At 54.5% G+C, this 22,867-nt stretch carries 20 protein-coding genes; 12 read left to right on the top strand and 8 right to left on the bottom strand.

Going from position 1 to position 22,867, the window contains the following annotated elements; genetic code table 11:
• Nucleotides 1-15: 15 nt before the first annotated feature.
• Together AC4IE8_RS09855 and AC4IE8_RS09850 are read right to left on the bottom strand one after the other, a co-directional pair.
• On the bottom strand, nucleotides 16-435 hold the full coding sequence (locus AC4IE8_RS09855; protein WP_068994699.1) for a rhodanese-like domain-containing protein: 420 nt from the start codon (nucleotides 433-435) through the stop codon (nucleotides 16-18).
• A gap of 176 nt (nucleotides 436-611) precedes the next feature.
• A complete protein-coding gene (locus AC4IE8_RS09850; protein ID WP_068994832.1) occupies nucleotides 612-917 on the bottom strand; it encodes an ArsR/SmtB family transcription factor in 306 nt (101 codons plus the stop codon).
• A 394-nt stretch (nucleotides 918-1,311) separates the two neighbouring features.
• Between AC4IE8_RS09850 and gpmI the strand changes: the two genes are divergently transcribed.
• From gpmI to gspD, 6 genes are all read left to right on the top strand, one after another.
• On the top strand, nucleotides 1,312-2,865 hold the full coding sequence (gpmI, locus tag AC4IE8_RS09845) for a 2,3-bisphosphoglycerate-independent phosphoglycerate mutase (RefSeq protein ID WP_068994698.1): 1,554 nt from the start codon (nucleotides 1,312-1,314) through the stop codon (nucleotides 2,863-2,865).
• Between the two features lie 3 nt (nucleotides 2,866-2,868).
• The gene (locus AC4IE8_RS09840; protein ID WP_490790911.1) at nucleotides 2,869-4,119 is read left to right on the top strand and encodes a murein hydrolase activator EnvC family protein; all 1,251 of its coding nucleotides are present in this window, start codon (nucleotides 2,869-2,871) and stop codon (nucleotides 4,117-4,119) included.
• 134 nt (nucleotides 4,120-4,253) lie between these two features.
• Nucleotides 4,254-5,579, top strand: coding sequence for a S41 family peptidase (locus AC4IE8_RS09835; RefSeq protein ID WP_490790910.1), 1,326 nt, complete (start codon nucleotides 4,254-4,256; stop codon nucleotides 5,577-5,579).
• 107 nt (nucleotides 5,580-5,686) lie between these two features.
• Nucleotides 5,687-6,472: a divergent polysaccharide deacetylase family protein gene (locus AC4IE8_RS09830; protein ID WP_068994695.1), complete on the top strand. Its 786-nt coding sequence runs from the start codon at nucleotides 5,687-5,689 to the stop codon at nucleotides 6,470-6,472.
• Complete coding sequence (locus AC4IE8_RS09825; RefSeq protein ID WP_068994694.1) at nucleotides 6,448-6,996, top strand: DJ-1 family glyoxalase III; 549 nt, start codon at nucleotides 6,448-6,450, stop codon at nucleotides 6,994-6,996. The genes AC4IE8_RS09830 and AC4IE8_RS09825 overlap by 25 nt, the downstream gene beginning before the upstream one ends.
• 226 nt (nucleotides 6,997-7,222) lie before the next feature.
• On the top strand, nucleotides 7,223-9,382 hold the full coding sequence (gene gspD / locus AC4IE8_RS09820; RefSeq protein WP_490790909.1) for a type II secretion system secretin GspD: 2,160 nt from the start codon (nucleotides 7,223-7,225) through the stop codon (nucleotides 9,380-9,382).
• An 8-nt stretch (nucleotides 9,383-9,390) separates the two neighbouring features.
• Here the strand turns inward: gspD and AC4IE8_RS09815 are convergent, their stop codons facing one another.
• Entirely contained in the window at nucleotides 9,391-10,905 is a 1,515-nt protein-coding gene (locus tag AC4IE8_RS09815) for a YifB family Mg chelatase-like AAA ATPase (RefSeq protein ID WP_490790908.1), read from the bottom strand.
• Nucleotides 10,906-11,020: 115 nt separating this feature from the next.
• Complete coding sequence (gene ubiK, locus AC4IE8_RS09810; protein WP_068994689.1) at nucleotides 11,021-11,266, bottom strand: ubiquinone biosynthesis accessory factor UbiK; 246 nt, start codon at nucleotides 11,264-11,266, stop codon at nucleotides 11,021-11,023.
• A 379-nt stretch (nucleotides 11,267-11,645) separates the two neighbouring features.
• Between ubiK and AC4IE8_RS09805 the strand changes: the two genes are divergently transcribed.
• From AC4IE8_RS09805 to AC4IE8_RS09785, 5 genes are all read left to right on the top strand, one after another.
• A complete protein-coding gene (locus tag AC4IE8_RS09805; RefSeq protein WP_068994688.1) occupies nucleotides 11,646-12,323 on the top strand; it encodes a TorF family putative porin in 678 nt (225 codons plus the stop codon).
• A 67-nt stretch (nucleotides 12,324-12,390) separates the two neighbouring features.
• Entirely contained in the window at nucleotides 12,391-12,729 is a 339-nt protein-coding gene (locus tag AC4IE8_RS09800) for a P-II family nitrogen regulator (protein WP_068994687.1), read from the top strand.
• 30 nt (nucleotides 12,730-12,759) lie between these two features.
• Complete coding sequence (locus AC4IE8_RS09795) at nucleotides 12,760-14,022, top strand: ammonium transporter (RefSeq protein ID WP_068994686.1); 1,263 nt, start codon at nucleotides 12,760-12,762, stop codon at nucleotides 14,020-14,022.
• Between the two features lie 351 nt (nucleotides 14,023-14,373).
• Complete coding sequence (locus AC4IE8_RS09790; RefSeq protein ID WP_068994685.1) at nucleotides 14,374-14,823, top strand: DUF4124 domain-containing protein; 450 nt, start codon at nucleotides 14,374-14,376, stop codon at nucleotides 14,821-14,823.
• Nucleotides 14,824-15,229: 406 nt separating this feature from the next.
• Nucleotides 15,230-15,559, top strand: coding sequence for a peptidoglycan-binding domain-containing protein (locus AC4IE8_RS09785; protein ID WP_068994684.1), 330 nt, complete (start codon nucleotides 15,230-15,232; stop codon nucleotides 15,557-15,559).
• Between the two features lie 131 nt (nucleotides 15,560-15,690).
• On the opposite strand, the gene AC4IE8_RS09780 is transcribed toward AC4IE8_RS09785, so the two are convergent.
• Both AC4IE8_RS09780 and AC4IE8_RS09775 read right to left on the bottom strand, forming a co-directional pair.
• Nucleotides 15,691-17,940: a patatin-like phospholipase family protein gene (locus AC4IE8_RS09780; protein WP_490790907.1), complete on the bottom strand. Its 2,250-nt coding sequence runs from the start codon at nucleotides 17,938-17,940 to the stop codon at nucleotides 15,691-15,693.
• 306 nt (nucleotides 17,941-18,246) lie between these two features.
• Complete coding sequence (locus AC4IE8_RS09775; protein ID WP_068994683.1) at nucleotides 18,247-18,591, bottom strand: TusE/DsrC/DsvC family sulfur relay protein; 345 nt, start codon at nucleotides 18,589-18,591, stop codon at nucleotides 18,247-18,249.
• 234 nt (nucleotides 18,592-18,825) lie between these two features.
• Between AC4IE8_RS09775 and polA the strand changes: the two genes are divergently transcribed.
• The gene (polA, locus tag AC4IE8_RS09770) at nucleotides 18,826-21,531 is read left to right on the top strand and encodes a DNA polymerase I (protein WP_490790906.1); all 2,706 of its coding nucleotides are present in this window, start codon (nucleotides 18,826-18,828) and stop codon (nucleotides 21,529-21,531) included.
• A gap of 189 nt (nucleotides 21,532-21,720) precedes the next feature.
• Here polA and yihA read toward each other — a convergent pair whose 3' ends face one another.
• Nucleotides 21,721-22,323 carry a ribosome biogenesis GTP-binding protein YihA/YsxC gene (gene yihA / locus AC4IE8_RS09765; protein ID WP_068994681.1) on the bottom strand — a complete coding sequence of 201 codons (603 nt, stop codon included), beginning with the start codon at nucleotides 22,321-22,323 and terminating at the stop codon, nucleotides 21,721-21,723.
• A gap of 54 nt (nucleotides 22,324-22,377) precedes the next feature.
• Nucleotides 22,378-22,830 (bottom strand): bacteriohemerythrin, encoded by a 453-nt coding sequence (locus AC4IE8_RS09760; protein WP_068994680.1) that lies wholly within the window; start codon nucleotides 22,828-22,830, stop codon nucleotides 22,378-22,380.
• Between the last annotated feature and the right edge of the window lie 37 nt (nucleotides 22,831-22,867).

Raw genomic sequence — 22,867 nt, 5'->3', positions numbered from 1 at the left:
TTCCTGGTGGTGAGACTACTTTTTCTTGCGTGTGACAGGCAGGTTGTCACTCTGCCAGGCGAGTATACCGCCTTTTAGGTTGAACACCTCAAACCCGGCTTTCTTCAAATGTTGGCAGGCGGCGGATGACTGGGCGCCGGACCGACAGCTGACGATGATCGGTTTGTCCTTATACTTGTTCAACGCCCCGATCTGGCTGGCGAAGCCATTGCTGGGAATATTGATGGCATTGATGATATGGCCTTTATTGAAGTCCGCTGCCGGCCTCACGTCGACCACCACCGCTTCTCGGCTGTTGATCAACTCTGTGGCGGCAGAGGGCCCGACAGCGTTCTTGTCGCTGTGAGAGAGATTGAAGATCAAAAGGCCCGCGACCAGTGAAAAGGACGTGACGAGTACCCAGTGATTCATCGCAAATTCGATGAGTTGTTCCATTCGGCGCCTCATGTGCAGCTGATTGTTCTACAGGGAGCGGAGTTTATACCAGCCAGCAGCAATGGTTAAGGGGTGTGTGGCCAGAGCGGATAAAATTGGCTGTGCAGTGCACAGCCATGGGGTACTTTAACTGATTGTACGGGGCAGCGGCAGGAGGTGGTTTGGCTGCTGAGTGCTCAGGGTGTGTGGGTACAGAAGACTTCCCGCATCATGCCGATCAACTTCAGGGTGCGGAAATCGCTGACCCGATAGTAGACCCGGTTGGCATCCTTGCGCGAAGCGAGAATGCCCTTGTCCCGCAGAATCGCAAGATGCTGCGAGATATTGCTCTGAGAGGTGCCCACCTGCTCGACAATCTCCTGGACGCTGACTTCCTGACCGCCAAGGGTGCATAGAATCTTCAACCTCAGAGGATGTGACATGGCCTTCAGCGAGCGGGAGGCGCGGTCAACATCGTCATCTGTGGCAAACAGATTACTCATGCCGTCAGGTTCATCCAACTCCAGGGGTTGGGCGCTTTTACTGTACTTGTGTTCCATATACGTCCAGCCTTTTATTAGTAACTAATACAATAATACGCTGTTTTTCGTGGCAATGAGAACCCCTTTATTTAATCTGGTTACTTTTTATCCATTTTTTGCTTTCAAGGGCGTTTCATTACCATCTCAAGCCTTACAATTTAAAGGGAATCTCCATTTATCACGCAGTTTGAAAGAAAAACCATCAATCTTTATTTCAGATTGATGAAATGGTACGGGTTTTCTGGTCTGGTCAGGTATTTGGTGATTTAATTGGCGACTTAATGTCAGACAGTTTTTTTAACCACCCTTTATCACCGCTTACCGCGCTAAAAAGTCTTTATTGAAGAGAATCAACATGAGCGACAGACCTAAACCGGTCGTCCTGACCATTCTGGATGGTTGGGGTTATAGTGAAGACACAGAAGTAAATGCCATCACAGAAGCCCGTACTCCGGTTTGGGATCGATTGTGGCGTGAGCATCCACATACCCTGATTACCACGGCGGGGGCTGCCGTGGGGCTGCCGGGTGGCCAGATGGGCAACTCCGAAGTGGGGCATCTCAACCTGGGGGCCGGCCGAGTCGTCTACCAGGAGTTTACCCGGGTCTCCCGCTCAATCCGCACCGGTTCATTCTTCACCAATGAGACTTTGACCACAGCCGTCGATAAGGCTGTCGAGAACGGCAAGACCGTGCATCTGCTCGGTCTGCTCTCTCCCGGCGGGGTGCACAGTCATGAAGAGCACATCCATGCAATGGTCAAACTGGCGGTCGAGCGTGGCGCCAAACAGGTCTATTTCCATGCTTTCCTGGATGGACGGGATACTCCGCCGAAAAGTGCCGAAGCATCCCTGGTCGCCCTGAATGAGGTGTTTGAGTCACAGGGTGTGGGCCGGATCGCCAGTCTGATCGGACGCTACTACGCGATGGACAGGGATAACCGCTGGGAGCGGGTGGAGCAGGCCTACAATCTGCTGGTGGATGGTAAAGCGGCTTATCAGGTGGAAGATGCGGTTTCCGGACTGCAGGACGCCTACCAGCGGGGTGAGACCGATGAGTTTGTCCTTTCAACCTCGGTAACCCCGGCCGGTGCATCCCCAGCCAGAGTGGAAGATGGGGATGTGATGCTGTTCCTCAACTACCGGGCGGACCGAGCGCGACAGCTGACCAAATCCTTCGTTGAGGCTGACTTTGAAGCGTTCAAACGAGAGCGGGTACCGGCGTTGGCGGAGTTTGTCAGCCTGACCCGTTATCATAAGCAGTTTGATATCCCGGTCGCCTTTCCTCCCGAGAAATTGCGTAATGTATTCGGTGAATACATTGCCAAACAGGGTCTGCTGCAGCTGCGTCTGGCAGAGACGGAGAAGTATGCCCATGTGACCTTCTTCTTCAATGGCGGACGTGAGAAACCATTTGAAGGTGAAGACCGGATTCTGGTGCCCTCGCCCCAGGTGGCGACCTACGACCTGAAGCCGGAGATGAGCGCGGAAGAGGTGACAGACCATCTTGTCGAGGCCATCGAGAGTGGTAAATACGACGCCATCATCTGCAACTTCGCCAACAGTGACATGGTGGGCCATACCGGCAAATTCGAAGCGGCCAAGCTGGCCATCGAAACCCTGGATCACTGCCTGGGCCGGGTGCTCAAGGCACTGCATCGGGTCGATGGCGAGATGCTGGTCACCGCCGACCACGGCAATGCGGAACAGATGGAGGATCATATCAACCATCAGCCTCATACGGCCCATACCACCAACCCGGTGCCGCTGGTCTATATCGGCCGGCACAACGCCCAGCTGCTTGAGGGCGGTGCACTCTGCGATATCTCCCCGACCCTGCTGAAGATCATGGGGTTGTCACAACCGGATGAGATGAAGGGGCGGTCTCTGATTGAGTTTGATGAGGCCTAATCTGTGTTGTGTCTGAGTCGCCTTGCGGCGCTCTGTGTTGGATGCTGTCTCGCCTTGATGGCGCTGCAGGTCGCAGCGGAGGCCTCTGAAGAGGAGGCAAAGACAAAGCTCGAACAGGTCAAGCGCAAGATTCAGACACTGCAGCAGCAGTTACGCAGCACCGAAGGCAAACGGGAAGAGCAGAGTCAGGCGCTGCAGGAGATGGAGACGCAGATCGGTACCCTTGCGCGCCGGATTCGGGTTACCAGACTGAGTTTGAAACGTCAGCAGCGTCGCCTGTCGGAGCTGGAAGGTGAGCGTGCCGATGCCCGTCTACGGCTGGACCAACATCGTTCATCGCTTGAACGACAGCTTCGCGCCGCCTACGCCATGGGGCGGCAGGAAAAAATGAAAATCCTGCTCAATCAACAAGATCCAGCAGTAGTCAGTCGGGTGATGGTGTATTACGATTACTTTAGTACGGCCCGCCTGAAACAGATGGAACAGATTCGGGTGAATCTGCAGAAATTGAATACGATTGAACAGAAAATTGCTCGGGAGGAGCAGCGCCTGCAACAGCTCCAATCGAAAAACCTGACACAGAAAAAACAGCTCGAAGCAGCCCAGTCCGGGCGTAAAAAGATCATTGCCAGCCTCAACAGCCGATTGAAGAACAAAGGTCAGGAGTTACAGAGTCTGAAAACAGACGAGAAACAACTGCAGTCTCTGCTGGAGGAGATTCAACAGGCGCTGGTGGATATTCCGATCAATCCAACCGCCCATGTCTCCTTCCAAAAGCGCAAAGGCAAGCTGCCCTGGCCATCCAGCGGTAAGCTGGCGGCCCGCTTCGGTTCCACTCGGGAGGTGGGTAAACTGAAATGGGACGGGGTGCTGATCTCCGCACCGGAAGGACAGGAGGTGCGGGCGATTCACCACGGCAGAGTGGCGTTTGCCGACTGGTTACGCGGCTTTGGTCTGTTGTTGATCATTGATCATGGTGAAGGCTTTATGAGTCTTTACGGGCATAATCAGAGCCTCTTCAAAGAGACCGGTGAGTGGGTGGAGCCAGGTGAGGTGGTTGCTCAGGTGGGTAATAGCGGGGGTCGCTCCTCATCGGGTGTCTATTTTGGTATTCGGCACAATGGTAAGCCAAAAAATCCAACCCAGTGGTGTCGTCGGATCCGGGGGCGGGTGATTGCGGGTAAGGCTGTGAAGGAACTATCTTTTTATCCAGTTACTCACAACACACAGAGCAATAGATTGGCGTTACGCTGAGGATCTCGGATGGAGATCGGTCAGCAGTGAGTTTCAAGCGGCGGGTTGCGCATAGGCTGGCCCTCTGGAGATGATCCGGCCGCATCGAATCATGAGCCTGCTACAGTGTAGCGGCACAAATGTAGGAAAAGCAGATGATGAAAGCCGTTTTGCGGAATAACCGACTGGGTTTCAGCCTGATACTGATGGCTGCCATGCTGATACCTTTGGCACTGCCTGCAGAAGAGGATGGGGAGTCGAAGAACAACCTGCCACTGCAGCAGTTGAGAACCTTTGCGGATATTTTCGGGCGTATCAAGGCAAACTATGTGGAGCCTGTGGATGACGAGGTGCTGCTGGAAAACGCTATCCGGGGTATGGTTTCCGGGTTAGATCCCCACTCCAACTATCTGGATGCGGAAGACTACAAGGATCTGCAGGTCGGCACCAAAGGGGAATTCGGTGGCCTGGGCATCGAGGTGGGCATGGAAGACGGCTTTGTCAAAGTGATCGCGCCGATCGATGACACGCCGGCGGCCAGGGCCGGTGTACGCAGTGGTGATTTGATCGTACGTCTCGATGAGACACCGGTGAAGGGCATGAGCCTGAATGAGGCGGTTGCCCTGATGCGCGGTAAGCCGGGCACCCCCCTGGAGCTGACCATCATCCGTGAAGGGGAAGAGAAGCCAATCAAAATCACCGTGGTGCGGGACGTGATCCGGGTTGCCAGTGTCAAGAGCCGGCTGTTGGATGATCGCTTTGCCTACTTACGGATCTCTCAGTTTCAAACCCATACCGCCAGAGACATGCTGAAAGTGCTGCGCAAGTTGAAAGGTGAATCCGAGGGGGATCTGCAGGGCATGGTGCTGGATCTGCGCAACAATCCGGGCGGGGTGTTGAATGCGGCCGTCTCGGTCAGTGACGCCTTTCTCGAAGATGGCCTGATTGTCTATACCAAGGGACGTGAGAGCGACTCCCAGCTGCGTTTCGAAGCGGCACCGGATGATGTGCTCGAAAGTGCGCCGATTGTGGTGCTGGTGAATGAAGGCTCTGCCTCCGCTTCGGAGATCGTGGCGGGAGCGCTGCAGGATCATGGGCGCGCCGTCATCATGGGCAGCCAGACCTTCGGCAAGGGTTCTGTCCAGACCATCATTCCGATCACCGATACCGCCGCGGTGAAGCTGACCACCGCACGCTACTTCACCCCATCCGGTCGTTCGATTCAGGCGGAAGGGATCAAACCGGATATCGAGTTGGAGGACTTTACCCTCTCCAAGGTGGAGAAAGATCAGGTTGGCCCGATCAAGGAGTCGAATCTGACCGGACACCTGGAGAACGGTAACGAGGAGAGTGAGGACAACCAGGCATCCGATTCGGATCAAGGGGTTGAGTCGGTGGCCGCTAAAGATTATCAACTGGGTGAGGCGTTGAATCTGCTGAAGGGTCTTGCCATTTTGAATGCCAGAAAAGGGGCGGGATAAAAATACCGACAACTTGTGCACTATCCCATTCGATTGCGTGACATCAGAGGCTCGCACTGCCAGCAGGGCAGTGTGTGCTGTAACAGTCGGCCTTTGCCAAACACCCGATGAACAGACTGCTTCTGATCGGGCTATGGATGGTTATCGCCTTCTCCCCTGCCCTCAAGGCTGAGGTTCAGCAGAATCCTCAATTGGAGCGCCCGGTCAGGATCGGTCTGATCATCGATGATCTGGGCAATCAGAAAGCCGCCGGTGAAAGAGCGATCAATCTGCCCGGTCCGGTGACCTACGCTTTTTTGCCGCAAACCCCCTTTACCTGGCAGTTGGCAATCCGCGCCCACGAGCTCAACAAAGAGGTGATGCTGCATCTGCCCATGGAGTCCGATCTGGGTAATCCATTGGGGAATGGGGCGCTGACCCTGGCGATGCCCAAATCCCACTTTGTCGCGACCCTGAAGCGCAATCTCGCCTCGGTGCCTTATGTTGCCGGTGTCAACAACCATATGGGAAGCCTGCTCACCCGGGATCCCACGGCGATGCGCTGGATCATGTCGGAGTTACGCCGCCAGGGGCTCTATTTTATCGACAGCCGCACTACCGAACTGACCGTGGCCGAACGGGTGGCGCAGCGCCATCTGATCAGTAATGGACGTCGGGATGTGTTTCTCGACAATGTGCCGGAAAAGTCACTCATCAGATTGCAGCTCCAGAAGTTGGTGGCGATCGCCCGGGAGCGGGGTGAAGCGATCGGCATCGGCCACCCATACGGTGCGACACTGGATGTGTTGCAGGAAGAATTGCCTAAACTTAAACAGCAGGGGATCGAACTGATCCCGGTTTCTGAAATCATCAAACACAGGAGTCTACAATGGCACGCGTCCTCGTCCCCCTAGCGCAAGGGTGTGAAGAGCTGGAAGCTGTCACCATCACCGACCTGCTGACCCGGGCCGGTGTGACGGTGGTCACCGCCGGGCTCGATGAGAATCCGGTTAAGGCGTCACGTGGTGTGACACTGCTACCCGATACCACCCTTGATGATGTCAATGCGGATGAATTCGATATGGTGGTGCTGCCTGGCGGCTTGCCTGGCGCAGACTACCTTGATGCGGATCCCAGGATTCATGCAATCCTCAAGCAGCTGCATCAGCAGGGTAAGTACACGGCTGCGATCTGTGCGGCACCGAAGGTGTTGGCTGGCGCTGGTCTGCTGGATGGGCGTCAGGCGACCAGCTATCCGGGTGTGCTCGACGGCATGAACCTGCCGCAGGTTGATGTGAAGTCCGATGCGGTGATCAGTGACGAGAAGGTGATCACCTCCCGAGGTCCGGGAACTGCCATGGATTTTGCCCTGGAATTGATTGAAAAACTGCAGGGCAGAGAGATGCGTAACGAAGTGGAACAGGGGCTTTGCCGATAAGCCAGCATCGTTTCTGTCGATGACTGTCAACAACACCAGGCGTAATAGCAGCTGGTGCAGGCCCACGCTGCGCACCAACCTCGGTTTGGGCGGAACTCTCAAGCCTGATTTTAACTCTCAAGTGACCGGCGGGCCCATTCAGGCTAAAATGCCCGATTGCCCGGTAGCTAGCCTATCCGGGCAAACTTTTTTCCAAGAGTAATCTTTTGCAGACAAACACCATCTGATGTCAATTAACACCGTCCTCCCTCTCCTCCTGCTGGTCTTCGTCACCGGTTGTGCCAACCTCAACAGTCGTTCCGACACTGAAGGCCCGAGCCATGGAAAAAGCCAAGTTCCTCCCGGCCATTTAATACCGGGCCGGCCGAAGGAGGACAAGGATGCCGGTGTTGAGACGTTTGGCCGGGAGCGGCCGTCACAGGCCAGCTCGAAAGCCGAGAAACCGGAGATCTATTACGGCACCGGCAGGTTTGTCAAACAGGGCCGGGCCAGCGACCGCAAGGGTATTGCAGAGTCAGCGGCCGGTGACATCACCCTGAATTTCGAACAGGCGGATCTGCGGGAAGTGGTGCAGACCGTACTCGGTGAGTTACTCGACGAGAGCTATATTCTCGATCCGGCAGTAAAGGGTAAGGTGACCATCCAGACCGGGAAGTCCCTGCGTCGAACGGATCTGCTGCCCACCTTGGAGACCCTGCTGCGAATGAATGGTGCAGCCATGGTGCTGGTTGACGGGATCTACCGGATTCTGCCCCTGAGCAAAGCGATCCAGGGTCAGCAGGTTCCCAGGCTGGCAGATGACAGCGCACCGATACCGGCGGGTTATGCCCTGCAGGTGGTGCCGTTGAAATACATCGGTGTACGGGAGATGGCGCAGATTCTCCAACCCCTGGCACCGGTCAACAGCGTGATCCGGGTCGATGCCACCCGCAATCTGCTGGTGTTGGGCGGCACCGGCGGTGAGCTGGCCGGACTGCTGGAGACCATTCAGCTGTTCGACGTGGATTGGATGGAAGGGTTGTCAGTCGGTTTTTTCCCCCTCAAATATGCCAAAGTCTCCAGTGTGACCAAGGAGCTGCAGGCGATTGTCGGCAGCATCGATACCAACCCCCTGGAGGGTATGTTCCGGGTGGTGCCTGTGGATGAGGCTGGCGGGATTCTGGTGGTCACTCCGCAGAAGCGCTACCTGGACAGGGTTGCTGAGTGGATACCCAGGCTCGACCGGGTCGACAGCCAGGAGTCGGGCAGTGGACAGAAGCTCTATGTCTATCGAGTACAGAATGGGGAGGCCGTGGAGCTTGCGGATATGCTGCAGCAGCTCTTCTCCGCTTCAGGGGCAACCCAGAAAAAGAGTAAATCCGCCGAGGTGGCCCCCGGCAAGACGAAAAAGACCCTCAGCAGTTCAACCGACAGTGAGTCGAAGAGCCTGTCCTCAACTTCTGTGGCTCGTATGACCTTTTTTGGTGCCGGGGGCAGTGAGGCCAAGAGCGAGATCCGGGTTGTCGCAGATGATAAGCATAACTCCCTGGTGATCACTGCAACCCCCTCCCAGTACGCCAACATGCTGGATGCTCTGGAGAAACTGGATGTGCGCCAGCTTCAGGTGATGGTGGAGGCGACCATCATCGAAGTGGCCCTGCAGGATGAGTTCAAATATGGATTACAGTGGGCTTTCAATTCGGATGTGGGTTCAAATTATCTTGGTGAAGGGGTGCTAAGCAGTGGCACATCCACTCTATTGGGCAATACATTGCCCGGCTTCAACTTTTCTGTTCTGCGTTCAGCGTCGGATGTCAGGGCGGTATTCAATGCCCTAGCCGAAGATTCTCTGATCCGGGTGCTCTCTTCGCCATCTGTGATGGTGCTGGATAATGAAACCGCCTCGATCCAGGTAGGTGATGAAGTCCCTATCATTGATCAGCAGCGTCAGTCCACCACGGATTCCGATTCACCCATTATCAACAGCATCAGCTATCGTGAAACCGGTGTCATGCTGGAAGTGACACCACGGGTCAACCCAGGTGGCCTGGTGACGCTGGATGTAACCCAGGAGGTCAGTGATGTCTCTGACGTGGAGGCCTCCAGTACTTCGGGCTCGCCGACCATCTCGACCCGAAAGATCAACAGTACCGTAGCGGTGAAAAATGGAGAAGTTCTGGTGCTCGGAGGACTGATCACCGACCGGGATAACGAAGGCACCTCTGGTCTGCCGTTTTTAAGCAAGCTGCCATTGATTGGCTGGCTGTTTGGTCAGGAGTCGAGTTTCAGTAAACGAACAGAACTGGTGGTGGTGCTTGTCCCGACCGTTGTGTTCGATTCAACTGACAACCGGCGGGTGGTTGAATCCTTCCGAGCCAAGCTACAGGGTTTGAAAGGCTCTTTCTAAGCGGCTGCTCAGTATTCCTGTCTTCGGTCCAGCCGCCGGTATCCGATCGCCTCACTCAGATGCTGGGTGAGGATCTCCGGGCTGGCTTCGATATCGGCAATGGTGCGGGCTACCTTGATAATACGGTGATAGGCTCGCATCGAGAGCCCCAGTTGATCGACCGCCTTCTGCAGCAGTTTCTGCCCTGCCCCGTCGATGCGGATATGGGTCTCGATATCACTCCCGGCAAGGGCCTGATTGGTCTTTCCCTGTCTTTCATACTGGCGTCTCCTGGCGGCCAGGATACGGGCTTGAATCTGCTCACTCCCCTCCTCCCGATGGTTGCTCTGTGTGCCACCGATCGGGATCGGTTGTCTGGGGACTTCCACATGCATATCGATGCGGTCCAGCAACGGGCCTGATATGCGGTTTCGATAGCGGCTGATCTGTTCGATGGTGCAGTGGCAACGGTTGCTGCCGTCTCCCAGATGGCCGCAGGGGCAGGGGTTCATGGCGGCGAGCAGTTGGAAGCGGGCCGGGTAGTCGGCCTGACGATTGGCCCGGGAGATGGTGATCGAGCCATTCTCCATCGGTTCACGCAGCACCTCCAGTACACGCCGGTCATACTCGGGCAGCTCATCGAGAAACAGCACCCCATGGTGGGCCAGGGAGATCTCGCCCGGTTTTGGATGGCTGCCACCACCGACCAGCGCCACCGCAGAGGCGGTGTGGTGCGGAGCCCGGAAAGGTCGCTGGCTCCAGCAGCTCGAATCAAACGGCTGTTGCTGGGCGAGTGAGCGTATCGCCGCACTCTCCAGGGCCTCCTGTTCGGTCATCGGTGGCAGGATCCCGGGCAGTCTGGCGGCCAGCATCGACTTCCCGGTTCCGGGCGGACCGATATAGAGTAGAGAGTGAGCACCGGCCGCTGAGATCTCCAGCGCTCGTTTCGCTTGCTGTTGACCGATAACGTCAGCCATATCGGGCAGCTCGGGTGTCGACTCGACGAGGGCCTTTTGCTGGGTCGGTAGAGTCTCCAGGCCTTTTAGGTGAGCGCAGACCTGTAACAGATGGTCGGCGGGCTGGCAGGTCAGACCCTCGACCAGAGCGGCTTCCTCCGCGTTATCTTCGGCCAGAATCAGTGCACGCTTCGCATCCCGGGCTGCCAGGGCAGCGGGTAGGATGCCGTGTACCCGACGCAACTGACCCGAGAGGGCCAGCTCGCCGGCAAACTCATACTGATCCAGAGCCTGTTTCGGGATCTGCCCGGAGGCGGCGAGAATGCCCAGGGCGATCGGCAGATCGAAGCGTCCCCCCTCTTTCGGCAGGTCGGCCGGAGCCAGATTGATGGTGATGCGGCGGGCGGGAAATTCGAACTGACTGTTGATCAGTGCACCCCTGACACGATCCTTGCTCTCCCGCACTGCCATCTCCGGCAGGCCGACGATGGAGAGTGCAGGCAGACCATTGGCGAGATGGACCTCAACAGTTACCAGGGGTGAGTTGATGCCCTCCTGGGCGCGGGAATAAAGTATGGCGAGTGACATGGCTTCCTTGCATGGCGTAGCAGGTCGATGGTTCCGGTATCGACGTGACAAAAATGGTGCGTAAATCTTTTCCGAGTTTTCCTGTCGGTTTGACAGGGCGACAGAATCGGGCAATTCAGCGCTGTTGTTCTTCCAACGCTTTGACCTGTTCCTCCAGCCTTTTCAGCTTCTCCCGTGTGCGGGATAAGACAGCGGCCTGCACCTCGAACTCCTCTCGGCTGACCAGGTCGAGCCTGGCCAGTCCGGACTCGAGGCCGGCACGCAGGTTTTTCATCACATCCCCCTGCATGCTTTGAATGCCTGCAGGCAGGGTGTTTGAGAGCCGTTGGGCCAGATCGTCAATCAGTTTTGAATCTATCATGCAGCAGACAATAGCCAGTGTTGGTCCGCTTGTCCAGAGGCCCTCTGAGTCGGATTTAGTGTCGCTTTATTGCAACGGTTTCGCTCTGTGTGGCTCTGACGAGACGCTGTTGTGAACCCGCTCTCAGATTGAATTCTCTGCACTGCATTGGTGCACCAGAGCAGTGCATGCCCGCTTTTTGTGAATCCAAATAAGGCACGACTTTTTTACCTGGCTGTAACAAAAAAGCGATTAATTGAAAAATACTCTTGAATAACAGTGTGTTGCAATGGTTGGCACGAAGTCTGATTGGTAAATGTCACATTCGGCTTAATACACGAGTTAGCTGAACCCAAAATTTTAACTTTGTCATGATCGTTTAGTAGAGGAATTTAGAACCATGAAAATGAACAAAATCGCTCTGGCCTGTGGTGTTGCTATGCTGGGGCTGTCATCTGTCGCTGCCGCTGAAATCAGTGCCAATATCGGTGTCACCAGTAACTATATATGGCGTGGTCTGACCCAATCTGCCAACAGTACCGCTTTCTCCGGTGGTGTTGATTATGCTCACGATAGCGGCCTCTATGCCGGTACCTGGATCTCAGAGGCTTGGGATGATTACGAGTTGGATTTCTATGGTGGTTATGGCGGTGAAATCTCTGGCGTCAGCTATGACGCTGGTCTGATTTACTACTCCTACTCAAGTGATTCAGAGTCTGATTTCGCTGAAGTCAATGCCAATGTGGGATGGAATTTCCTCTCAGCCGGTGTCGCCTATGTGATTTCTGCTGAAGATGCCGTCGAGGCCGTTGAAGAGGATCTCTATTTCTACATCGGCGGTAGCTTCGATCTTCCCGAAGACTTTTCTATTGGCCTGACCGTTGGTTTTGTCGAACCTGATGGCGACGGTGATGACGATGCCGATGACTACACCCACTATCAAATCGACGTGAGCAAGTCAGCCGGTGACTTCGGTGATGTGACCTTCAGTCTCTCTGACACCGACCTGGATGATACCGACGCCCCGGGTGAAGACTCCGATATGCGTTTCTTCGTCTCTTACTCGAAAGAGTTCTAGTGATCCTTTTTTCGTGACTAATCATATGTCCGCCTACGGGCGGACCAGATAACTGAGGAGTAACAGCATGAAAATGATTTCCGCAATCATCAAGCCATTCAAGCTTGATGATGTCAGAGAAGCACTCTCTGACGTCGGTGTAGCCGGCATAACCGTCACCGAAGTGAAAGGATTCGGACGGCAAAAGGGTCATACCGAACTCTACCGTGGCGCCGAGTACGTGGTCGATTTTCTGCCCAAGATCAAAGTTGAGATCGCGGTGGATGACAGCATTGTCGACCAGGTTGTCGAGGCCATTACCAATGCCTCCAAGACCGGCAAGATTGGTGACGGCAAGATCTTCGTCACCGCGCTGGAACAGGTGGTCCGTGTGCGTACTGGTGAAACCGGTTCTGAAGCACTGTAACCGATTTGTAACTACTTTCTGGAGAGTATCGTGGAAGCGATTACACATTTAAGCTACGCACTGGACACCTTCTATTTTCTGGTGTCAGGTGCACTCGTAATGTGGATGGCAGCAGGTTTCGCCATGCTCGAGGCCGGTCTGGTCCGAGCTAAGAACACTGCTGAAATCCTAACCAAAAACGTCGCCCTGTTTGCCATCGCCTGTATCATGTACATGCTGATGGGCTACAACATCATGTACCCGGCTGACGGCAACGGCATCATCCCTGCGCTGGATCTGAGCTTCATGTTCGGTGGCGACAACAGTGTTGAAGACGTGCTGGCCAGCAATGGCGATACCTACTATTCCGGTATGTCAGACTTCTTCTTTCAGGTGGTCTTCGTGGCTACCGCCATGTCGATCGTTTCCGGTGCCGTGGCTGAGCGTATGAAGCTGTGGGCATTCCTGGTCTTCGCTGTGGCGATGACTGGTGTGATCTATCCTCTGCAGGGCTACTGGAAGTGGGGCGGCGGTTTCCTGGATGCGGCCGGCTTCAATGACTTCGCCGGTTCCGGTGTGGTGCATCTGTGTGGTGCGGCTGCCGCTCTGGCCGGTGTCATCCTGCTCGGCGCTCGTAAGGGTAAATACTCCGCTGACGGTCGGGTTAATGCCATACCCGGCGCCAACATGCCGCTGGCGACCCTGGGTACCTTCATTCTCTGGTTGGGCTGGTTCGGCTTCAACGGCGGATCCGAACTGAAAATCTCTGACATCGGTGAGGCCAATGCGGTAGCTGCCGTATTCGTCAACACCAATGCGGCGGCGGCCGGTGGTGTGATCGCAGCCCTGTTGACTGCCCGCGCCCTGTTCGGCAAGGCTGATCTGACCATGGCATTGAATGGTGCTCTGGCCGGCCTGGTGGCGATCACGGCTGAGCCTCTTGCGCCGACCCCACTCTGGGCAACCATTGTTGGCGCCATCGGCGGTATCCTGGTTGTCTTCTCCATCATCACCATGGATAAAATCAAGATCGACGATCCTGTTGGTGCGATCTCGGTGCATGGTGTGGTTGGCATGTGGGGCCTGATCGCCGTGCCTTTCTCCAATACCGACGCCACCTTCGGTGCACAGTTCCTGGGTCTCGGCGTGATCTTCGCCTGGACTTTCATCGCCAGCTTCATCGTATGGCTGGTCCTCAAAGCGGTCATGGGTATCCGTGTCAGCGAAGAGGAGGAGTACGAAGGCGTCGACCTCGGGGAATGCGGCATGGAAGCCTATCCGGAATTCACGGGTAGTCGTGGGTCCGGACTCTAATCTCATATTGATGGGATTGACTACAAGGTAAAAAGGGCGCTTCGGCGCCCTTTTTTTGCTCCTCAAGTGCGCCAATGAAGGCCACTCATGCCGGTTAATATGTTCCCGGCGGTTTTTTTGATAGTCTATTTCAGCAACAACGGTTTAACCCATTCTTCGTCATCCCGGCTTTTAACGGACTTATGCGCAAAGCGAATAATTCAGAGGATCGGGCGGCTGGATTGCAACATCGGCCTGAAATAGAGTTCAGTCAGAGGTTTGTTGGATGGCCACCCATCAGCCGCAATAGCGAATGGATTTCTGCAAAGGTTTGGTACAGGATACTTAAGAAACTATTTCAAGGATTTGACAATGAATGTATTGCTTCGGGCCGTCGTGATCAGCGCCATTTTCTCGCACAGTCTCTATGCGGGTGTCTATAAGTGGACCGATGAACATGGACGGGTCCATTTCAGTGATCGCCCCGTTTCCGAATCTTCCACCGAGGTGAAGATTAAACAGACCCCCTCCTCCGGTTCCACTGGCGACTCCCCACAGCAACGACAGCAGAAGATGCGCAAAATGCTCGATGCGTTTGAAGAGGAGCGTAGCGAAAAGAAAGAGGCCAAGCAGAAAGCAAAACAAGAGCGGGAAAAAAGAAAGAAAAAATGTATCTATGCCAAAGACAGATATAACTCACACAACAGGGCTCGTGGAATTTACAACTATAAGAAGGATGGGGATAGGAGTTATCTCAGTGAGGCTGAACGTAAAAGTCATATGCAGCGGTTAAAGGCGGATGTTGATCGCTGGTGCAAGTAGTGGACGGCCGATAATTTTCCCGCCCCAACAGGCCTTAGAACAGAAGCAATACCCCTTTGCCTTGGATCGAACAGGTAGTCAGCCTGAAAACGATCAACCTATGATCGTCTGCACCACAAAAGGCTGAGCGTCTTGAAATTCATGGTCTGATCAGTACGCGCTTCTAGATTCCTATTCTAAAAAGTAAATATTACACATTTTCCTTGATGTCTTATTCACCTTTTTTATTGAACACTATCATATATTCTTATGATCAATAGGCTGACAAAGTGATCTGTATTGCTGAAAAGATATTCAGCTTGAATCACACAAGAAGAGAATTATTGCCGCTATAACACTTCTGCTTGTTTTGGCTCAAAGCTTTGCTGGCTGGCTAATAAAATCGATACCCGCAAGGAGAGAAACGATGGAAAAGGCAGATCTACCTGACCTGGGGAATAAAGGTAACCAGCACTACGGTAGAAAAAAATATCCGCAAAAAGGTACGTCAGGCCTGGCCGTCGCCTATGTGCAGAATCTGCTGAATGCACGAATGCCCCCTCCCCCGCTTTGGGTCGACGGTATCTTCGGGCCGAAGACGGATAGTCGGGTCAGACAATATCAGGCAAGTCGTCGATTGGCGGTCGATGGCATCGTCGGTCCGATGACACTGGCGAGTCTGGAGGCGGGGCCGCCTGCAATCCGTAAACGACCAAGTGCAGGGAGTATGGTAATCCCGGCAACCGGTGGCGTTTAAAAACACAATTGTTGAAAATTCAATCGAGGCTCAAGCCGGACTGAACTCGGCGGATCAAGCCGCCGGGCATCTGTTGTCATGAACATTTTTCTGCCATGAAATCCGATAGTCGAAATCGGCAAGCAAGCGATTCAGAAAAACGAAAAGGTACGACCCAGGTATAGGTAATTTTCAGTACGGCCATTTTCTGCAAAACCCCGTGCCAGGTATATCGGGCCAAGTGGCGAATCCATCGATAGGGTGATGCTGCCTGCCGTTCTTAATGTATCCATGGCGATATCATCCCGCTCATCCCAGACATTGCCAGCTTCTAACGAGACTCCCGCATAGACCGGTATTTTCAAAACCGATCGACTGTCGCCCAGTTCTCTTAAATAGATCAATCGTATGAGTCCGGCGTAACGCCCGGCGAGTTCTGATTCATGATAGCCGGAGAGATTGAACAGACCACCGATGGAAAATCCAGTGTTTACCGGTCCTTCTGTATTGGTCACTCCGGCAGCGCCAGCCCACAGCATAAGGGTATTCTTGTTCCAGGTATTTGCCCACAGGCCATTGATATTGAATGTGTCATACTCTTCCTCAGCCCCAAGCTCATCTCTGCTGGCCGACCAGGATAGGTTCGCCATCAGCCCGTGACGGGGAAAATTGATGCTATCCAATTGGTCGTAAGTAAAGGTTACTACCCAAGTGCCGAATTTGATGTCTTCCGAGGCAGTCGACAGGTCGCCAATGTATGGACTTACATCACCTGAGCCTGCATACGCGCCAATCTCGAGCTGGCCCCAATTGCCAAATTGACGTCCACCGGCGAGTAAAAAATTGGAGTAGTTCACATTCAGATCAGCCACCTGCTGACCGGAGTCAAATACCCCGGCATGGGTTTCGTAGTAACCAAGCAAGGATCGAAAATAGTATCTGAGGTTATTGTCGATGGGTTGATACAGCTCTGTGGTGATCCGCTGATCATGGCCGATCTGCACTTCTGTACGCCACTCGCCTCCCATAGTGTTGATGGGTGTCATCGTGTGGCTTGAGGCTAGATTGAAAATCCCGGATCCATCAAAATTGGTCTCCATGGTCAGGCCGAATCTTAAGTAGTTAGGTCCCCACTCCTTTTCTGTTGCACGAATCTTCAATTCGTTTTGTTGATCCTTCTGCAGAAGATTGTAATCGACCCGTTCAAAGATGTTCATGCCATACAGCTGATTGATCTCCTCCTCCAGTTTCGCGATATTGAGTTTTTCACCCTCGCTTGCCGAAATGTTTGCCTGCAGTACATTCGTGCTCAGCGGCGAATGGTTTTCGAAGCTGATCTGGTCGATAACCGGCGCTGCGCTCTCCCTTTGTCGGAGTGAGGCCATGTGTGCGGCATACAACTCTTCCGGTAGAGAGAGTTGTGCCAGCTGCTGCGCCATTTGGTTTGCGGCGGTAATGCCGTTGTCGATCATTTCAGCGGCACGCCAGAAGTCAGTGGACGAGTGGTTGCCTAGGTCCGGCTTTATCAAAATATCCTTGTCGGTGAGTTTATCCAGTTGCTGTTGCGTATTGCTCAGTATGGAAAAGCCCAGAATCTGGTTGAGTATGCTCAGTGGTGATGAAAGCCCTTCCCGACTTTGCGGCTTGGTACTGAGATCAACCACGATCAATCTGTCGGCGCCCAGATCAAGGGCTTGCTGAACTGGCAGGTTATTGGCGAACCCGCCGTCGACCAGTAACCGGCCGTGCCAATCGACTGGTGCAAAAACACCGGGGATTGCCATGCTCGCCAGCATCGCGGTTGAGAGAGTGCCGTTCGCCAGAGTGACCGCTTCACCGCTCTCTATATCGGCGCCGACAGCACGAAATCTGATTGGCAGCAGATCGAAATCTTCTGGCGCCAGCAGAGTCAGTGATTTAAGTCTGAGGCTAAGTTGCTGACCCTGGAGCAGTCCTTTCGGGATGACGAGGTTCCAGTCTTCAATGCCGGCTTCCTGTTTGATGAGGAAGTCGTAATCATCCTGTTTGCGGCGAAAGCTCCGGTTCTGCCTGGGGGGTTGATCCTGAAATGAGGCCTCCCAATCGGTTTCAGCCAGAAGTTGCTCAATCTCTTCCACCGTATAGCCATAGGCATACATGCCACCGACGATGGCGCCCATGCTGGTGCCGGTTATTACATCGATGGGGATGCGGAGCGCTTCGAGTACTTTCAGTACACCGATATGCGACGCCCCCCTTGCACCACCACCGCTTAGCACAAGCCCGATCAGCGGGCGGTCGAGAGGCTGGGGTGTTGGAGTTGCTGCGTTCGCCTGCAATCCGACACCAGTCAGCAAGATGAGGCAGGCAATGACTTGTGCCGCCGTAATGGATACACGGATAGTGGAGGTAATTAGGCGCACTGCATTGATATCGATCAGTGTCAGGTTTCCCTATGTGAAAGTCCACGCATCGCGAAATCAATGCGCTCCAGTGCAAAGTAACAGCATACGACCTCTGATCTCACCCGCAAACTGGTGAGTTACTTCCGTATGGTTGAATGCTTTCTGTTTTGCTGCGGAGATCAGCTCTGGTTTATTGTAGCGGCAATGTTCAGCCTGGCACCAGAACGGATGAGTTTGAGCCCAGCCATTGCTGTTGGGCCGTTGTAGGTTGGGAATTGGGAGGTGGGGAGGGGCTGTACCAGCCCCTCACGAGAGATTGGCGGATCAGTGCACGCTGCCAAATGAGAGATCGAGTGAATAGGGCGGCAGGGGAATGCCGGCAATCTTGCAGGCCTGAACAACCGGCCCTCTAGGGAAGAGGCTGTACAGATATTTCTTGCCACCCCGGTCTTTGACCTGTCCGGTCATCGCTTTGAGTACCAGTCTGGCGCTACAGGTGGCGCCATTCTGTTCGCAGTGACTGCGTAGGAAGTGGATCACTTCCCAATGGGCATCGGTCAGTTCGATATTCTCTTCGGCAGCAAGCTTAATAGCTTGTTCCTCAGTCCAATCCTCGAAGCCCTCGGGCGTATTGCTGTTCTCCACAGCCATAGGATTCATCTCAGGCATTGGTATTCTCCAGTGGTGGTGGTTGTATTTTTCGTGGTCGTTTTATTGGGTTTTTGTGCCCCACGCATTTAAAGATAGATCAGATCCGGATAAAGACCAAGAAAAATAGTAAGGATTTGTTGCCGAGGCTTGGTTAAAGCTTATGGAAAGGCGACAAAGCCGCCTGTTTTCCGCTAACATGAGCAGCCTGGATCGCCTTTCATGATAAAGTATTCATAGGATAAACAATAAGTTATGTCAGAAAAGCCGCCATTTGTTCTGGTTGATGGATCCTCCTACCTGTTTCGGGCCTACCACGCCCTACCTGACCTCAGTAACTCACAGGGGGAGCCGACAGGGGCGATCGTCGGGGTGCTCAACATGCTGCGTCGTCTGATCGGTGATTATCAGCCGCACTATATGGCGGTGGTCTTCGACGCACCGGGAGGCAGTTTCCGCAATGAGCTCTATCCCGACTACAAAGCCAACCGGCCACCGATGCCGGAAGATCTGCGTTGTCAGATCGAACCCCTACATGAAATTGTTCAGGCCATGGGGCTGCCGCTGGTGATGGTGGACGGTGTGGAGGCGGATGATGTGATCGGCACCCTGGCTGTGCAAGCGACGGAAGCCGGCTTGGAGACGGTGATCTCCACGGGAGACAAGGATATGGCTCAGTTGGTCAATCCTTCAGTAAGCCTGGTCAACACCATGTCCGAGACCACCACGGATGAGCGGGGAGTAGTGGATAAATTCGGTGTCAGGCCGGACCAGATTATCGACTATCTGGCCCTGGTAGGGGACAGTGCGGACAATATCCCGGGGGTGCCGAAATGTGGTCCGAAAACCGCAGCAAAATGGCTTAAAAGCTATGAAACCCTGGATGAGCTGATCAGGCATGCAGAGGAAATTGGCGGCAAAATCGGCGAAAATCTTCGTTCCAGTCTAGAACAGCTGCCATTATCGAGAAAGCTGGCGACAATTAAACTGGATGTGGCGCTGGATCAGGCACCCACGGATCACAGCATTGGTGAGCAGAATACAGCTCTGCTCAGAAGCCATTTTCAGCGCATGGAGTCCAGCCGGCTGCTGGCAAGCCTTGAGGGTACCGACCAGGAGGCGCCGCAAGCGGAGTCAGAGCCCGCTGTCGAGGTCGATTATCAGACCATTCTCAGCCAAGGGGAGCTGCTCAAATGGCTGAAGCGTCTCAGTTCGAGTGAACTGTTCGCCTTTGACACGGAGACCACCAGCCTCGACTACATGCAGGCCGAGCTGGTGGGTATCTCCTTTGCCATCACGCCTGGTGAGGCGGCTTATGTGCCCCTCGCCCATGACTATCCGGGTGCTCCTGAGCAGCTTCCTCTGGACTGGGTGTTGGAACAGTTCAAGCCACTGCTGGAGGACCCTGAGCAGAAAAAGGTGGGTCAGAATCTGAAATACGACATGAGCGTGCTGGCCCGCTATGGCATCCAGATGCAGGGTATCGCCTTTGACACCATGCTGGAGTCCTATGTGCTCAATTCCACGGCAACCCGCCACGATATGGATTCGTTGGCGAAAAACTACCTGAACCATGCCACGATCCACTTTGAGGATATCGCCGGGAAGGGCAAAAAACAGCTCACCTTCAATCAGATCGAGCTGGATCAGGCCTCGCCATACGCGGCCGAAGATGCGGATATAACCTTAAGGTTGCACCAGGAAATCTGGCCGAAACTCGAAAGTGAGTCTTCACTAACTAAGCTGTTCAATGAACTGGAGGTGGCTCTGGTTCCGGTGCTCTCACGCATTGAGCGTAACGGGGTCAGTGTCGATAGCACGATGCTGCGCGGGCAGAGTGACGCTTTTGCCCGGCAGCTTCATGAGCTGGAGCAGCAGGCCTACAGTCTGGCCGGGCACAACTTCAATCTGGGCTCGCCGAAACAGATCGGTGAGGTTTTTTTCAATGAACTGCAGCTGCCGGTGATCAGCAAAACCCCGAAAGGGGCCCCCTCCACCGCCGAGTCGGTGTTGGTCGAGTTGGCCCATCAGGGGCATGAACTGCCGTCGGTGATCCTGCAACACCGGGGATTGGCAAAACTGAAATCCACCTACACCGACAAGCTGCCCGAGATGGTCAATCCGACCACAGGAAGGGTGCATACCTCCTATCATCAGGCTGTCGCCGCCACCGGCAGACTCTCCTCAACCGACCCGAATCTGCAGAATATCCCGATTCGCAGCGAGGAGGGGCGTCGTATCCGACAGGCCTTTGTGCCTCAAGCCGGCTGGAAAATGGTGGCGGCCGACTATTCCCAGATTGAACTGCGCATCATGGCCCATCTGTCACAGGATCAGGGGCTGTTACAGGCCTTCTCAGAGGGTAAGGACATCCATACCGCTACCGCAGCAGAGGTATTCGGCACCGACCTGGAGCAGGTGAGTTCAGAGCAGCGCCGTTCTGCCAAAGCGATCAATTTCGGCTTGATCTACGGCATGTCGGCCTTCGGTCTGGCACGACAGCTGGGTATCGAGCGGAAGGCGGCCCAGGAGTATGTCGACCTCTATTTCGATCGCTACCCCGGCGTGGCTGAGTTTATGGATCGAATCCGTGAACAGGCTCATCAGCAGGGCTATGTGGAGACCCTGTTCGGTCGGCGCCTCTATCTGCCCGATATCAACGCCCGCAATCATCAACGCCGCACTGCCGCTGAACGCACCGCCATCAATGCGCCCATGCAGGGGACAGCGGCGGATATCATCAAACGGGCCATGCTCTCGGTCGATCAGTGGATCGAAGGGGAGAAACCGCCGCTACAGATGTTGATGCAGGTACACGATGAGTTGGTCTTCGAGGTCGATCCGGGGTATCTGGAGGAGGCTAAGGCTGTGCTGACGGAGCGTATGCAGGGGGCAGCGCTACTCGATGTGCCGCTCCTGGTGGATGTCGGTGTGGGTGACAATTGGGACGAGGCCCATTGAGGGAGATGCAAAATAGTTGAGTAGGTTGCTGAACTTTTTCCGGGCAGCCCAGTCAGAGGTTCTGTAAGTCGTACGGCACGGGTCGCTTTTCCTCCCTTTGCGACCCACCCCTTCCCGGTGACCCCATCCGGGAAGATCCGGCCCCATCAGTCTCTCCCCTTAGGCTGATGGGGCCACTTTTTTAGCAGCCTATTCCTGATCCAGCTCAAGCCAGATATCCAGCACCCGATGGCATTCGTCTATGCCCTGTTTTTTGAGTGAGGAGAAGCGCTGTACGGTTATTTCCGGATGATCGTTCAGGCTGCGTTCCACTTTCAGCTGGGTACTCTTTGCGGCACCGGTTTTCAGCTTGTCCGCCTTGGTCAGCAGGACGTGGGTAGGCAGGCCGTGATGGGTATTCCACTGCAGCATCTGCAGGTCGAAGGGTGTCAGGGGGTGACGGATATCCATCAGCAGGATCAGGCCTTTCAGGCATTGGCGGTGCTCGATGTAGTTGGCCAGATTCTGTTGCCACTGCTTTTTGATGGACTCAGCCACCTTTGCATAGCCGTAACCGGGTAGATCGACCAGACGGCGCTGCTCATCCAGCTCAAAATAATTCAACAACTGGGTCCTGCCCGGTGTTTTACTGGTACGTGCCAGGGATTTCTGGTTGCAAAGCGTGTTCAGAGCGCTGGATTTACCTGCATTGGAGCGGCCGGCAAAAGCGATTTCGTAGCCCTGGTCGATGGGGGATTGGGAGAGTTTGGCGGCACTTTTGAGAAAGTGGGCCCGGTGGTAATAAGGGTTCATGGTCTTCCTAGGCTCAATGAACCCTCAATTTTAGCCTGTATGGGTGTTAGGCAACTAGCCCCAGAGTCGTTGAATCCAGGATTTTTTACCCAGTTTCGGTTGGGCGCCTGCCTGCAGGAAGAAGCCGCTGTACTGCATATCCTCTTCCATGATGTGTTTGGTCAGCCAAGTCTTGAGGAAGTGCATCAGTTCAAAACCGATGGCGGTCTTGCCGGCAGCTACTTTATCCAGCAGATCCGCGACAGATGCTAACAACTCCTCGTGAACCTCCTTATGCTCTTCATAGCCAGGATAGTTGAGGATGCGCATCAAACTCTCTTCCACGGCAAAATGGATGCGAGTGTAATCTGCGAGATCAGTCAGGATGCTTTTCACCACATCACTGCCGTGACGTTGATGAATCGCCTCATGCATTTTGTTGACCAGATCGACCAGCATCTTATGCTGTTCATCGATCTCTTCGATACCGACGCTTAAGGTATCGGACCACTCTACGAATTTACCCATTTGTGCATCCTTACTACTCAGAAAGTTACTAATAGTC

This window comes from Candidatus Thiodiazotropha sp. AKAK2 (genome assembly GCF_058244685.1).
Note: the sequence above shows the minus strand (reverse complement) of the source record. Positions and strands in the feature narration are given on the sequence as shown.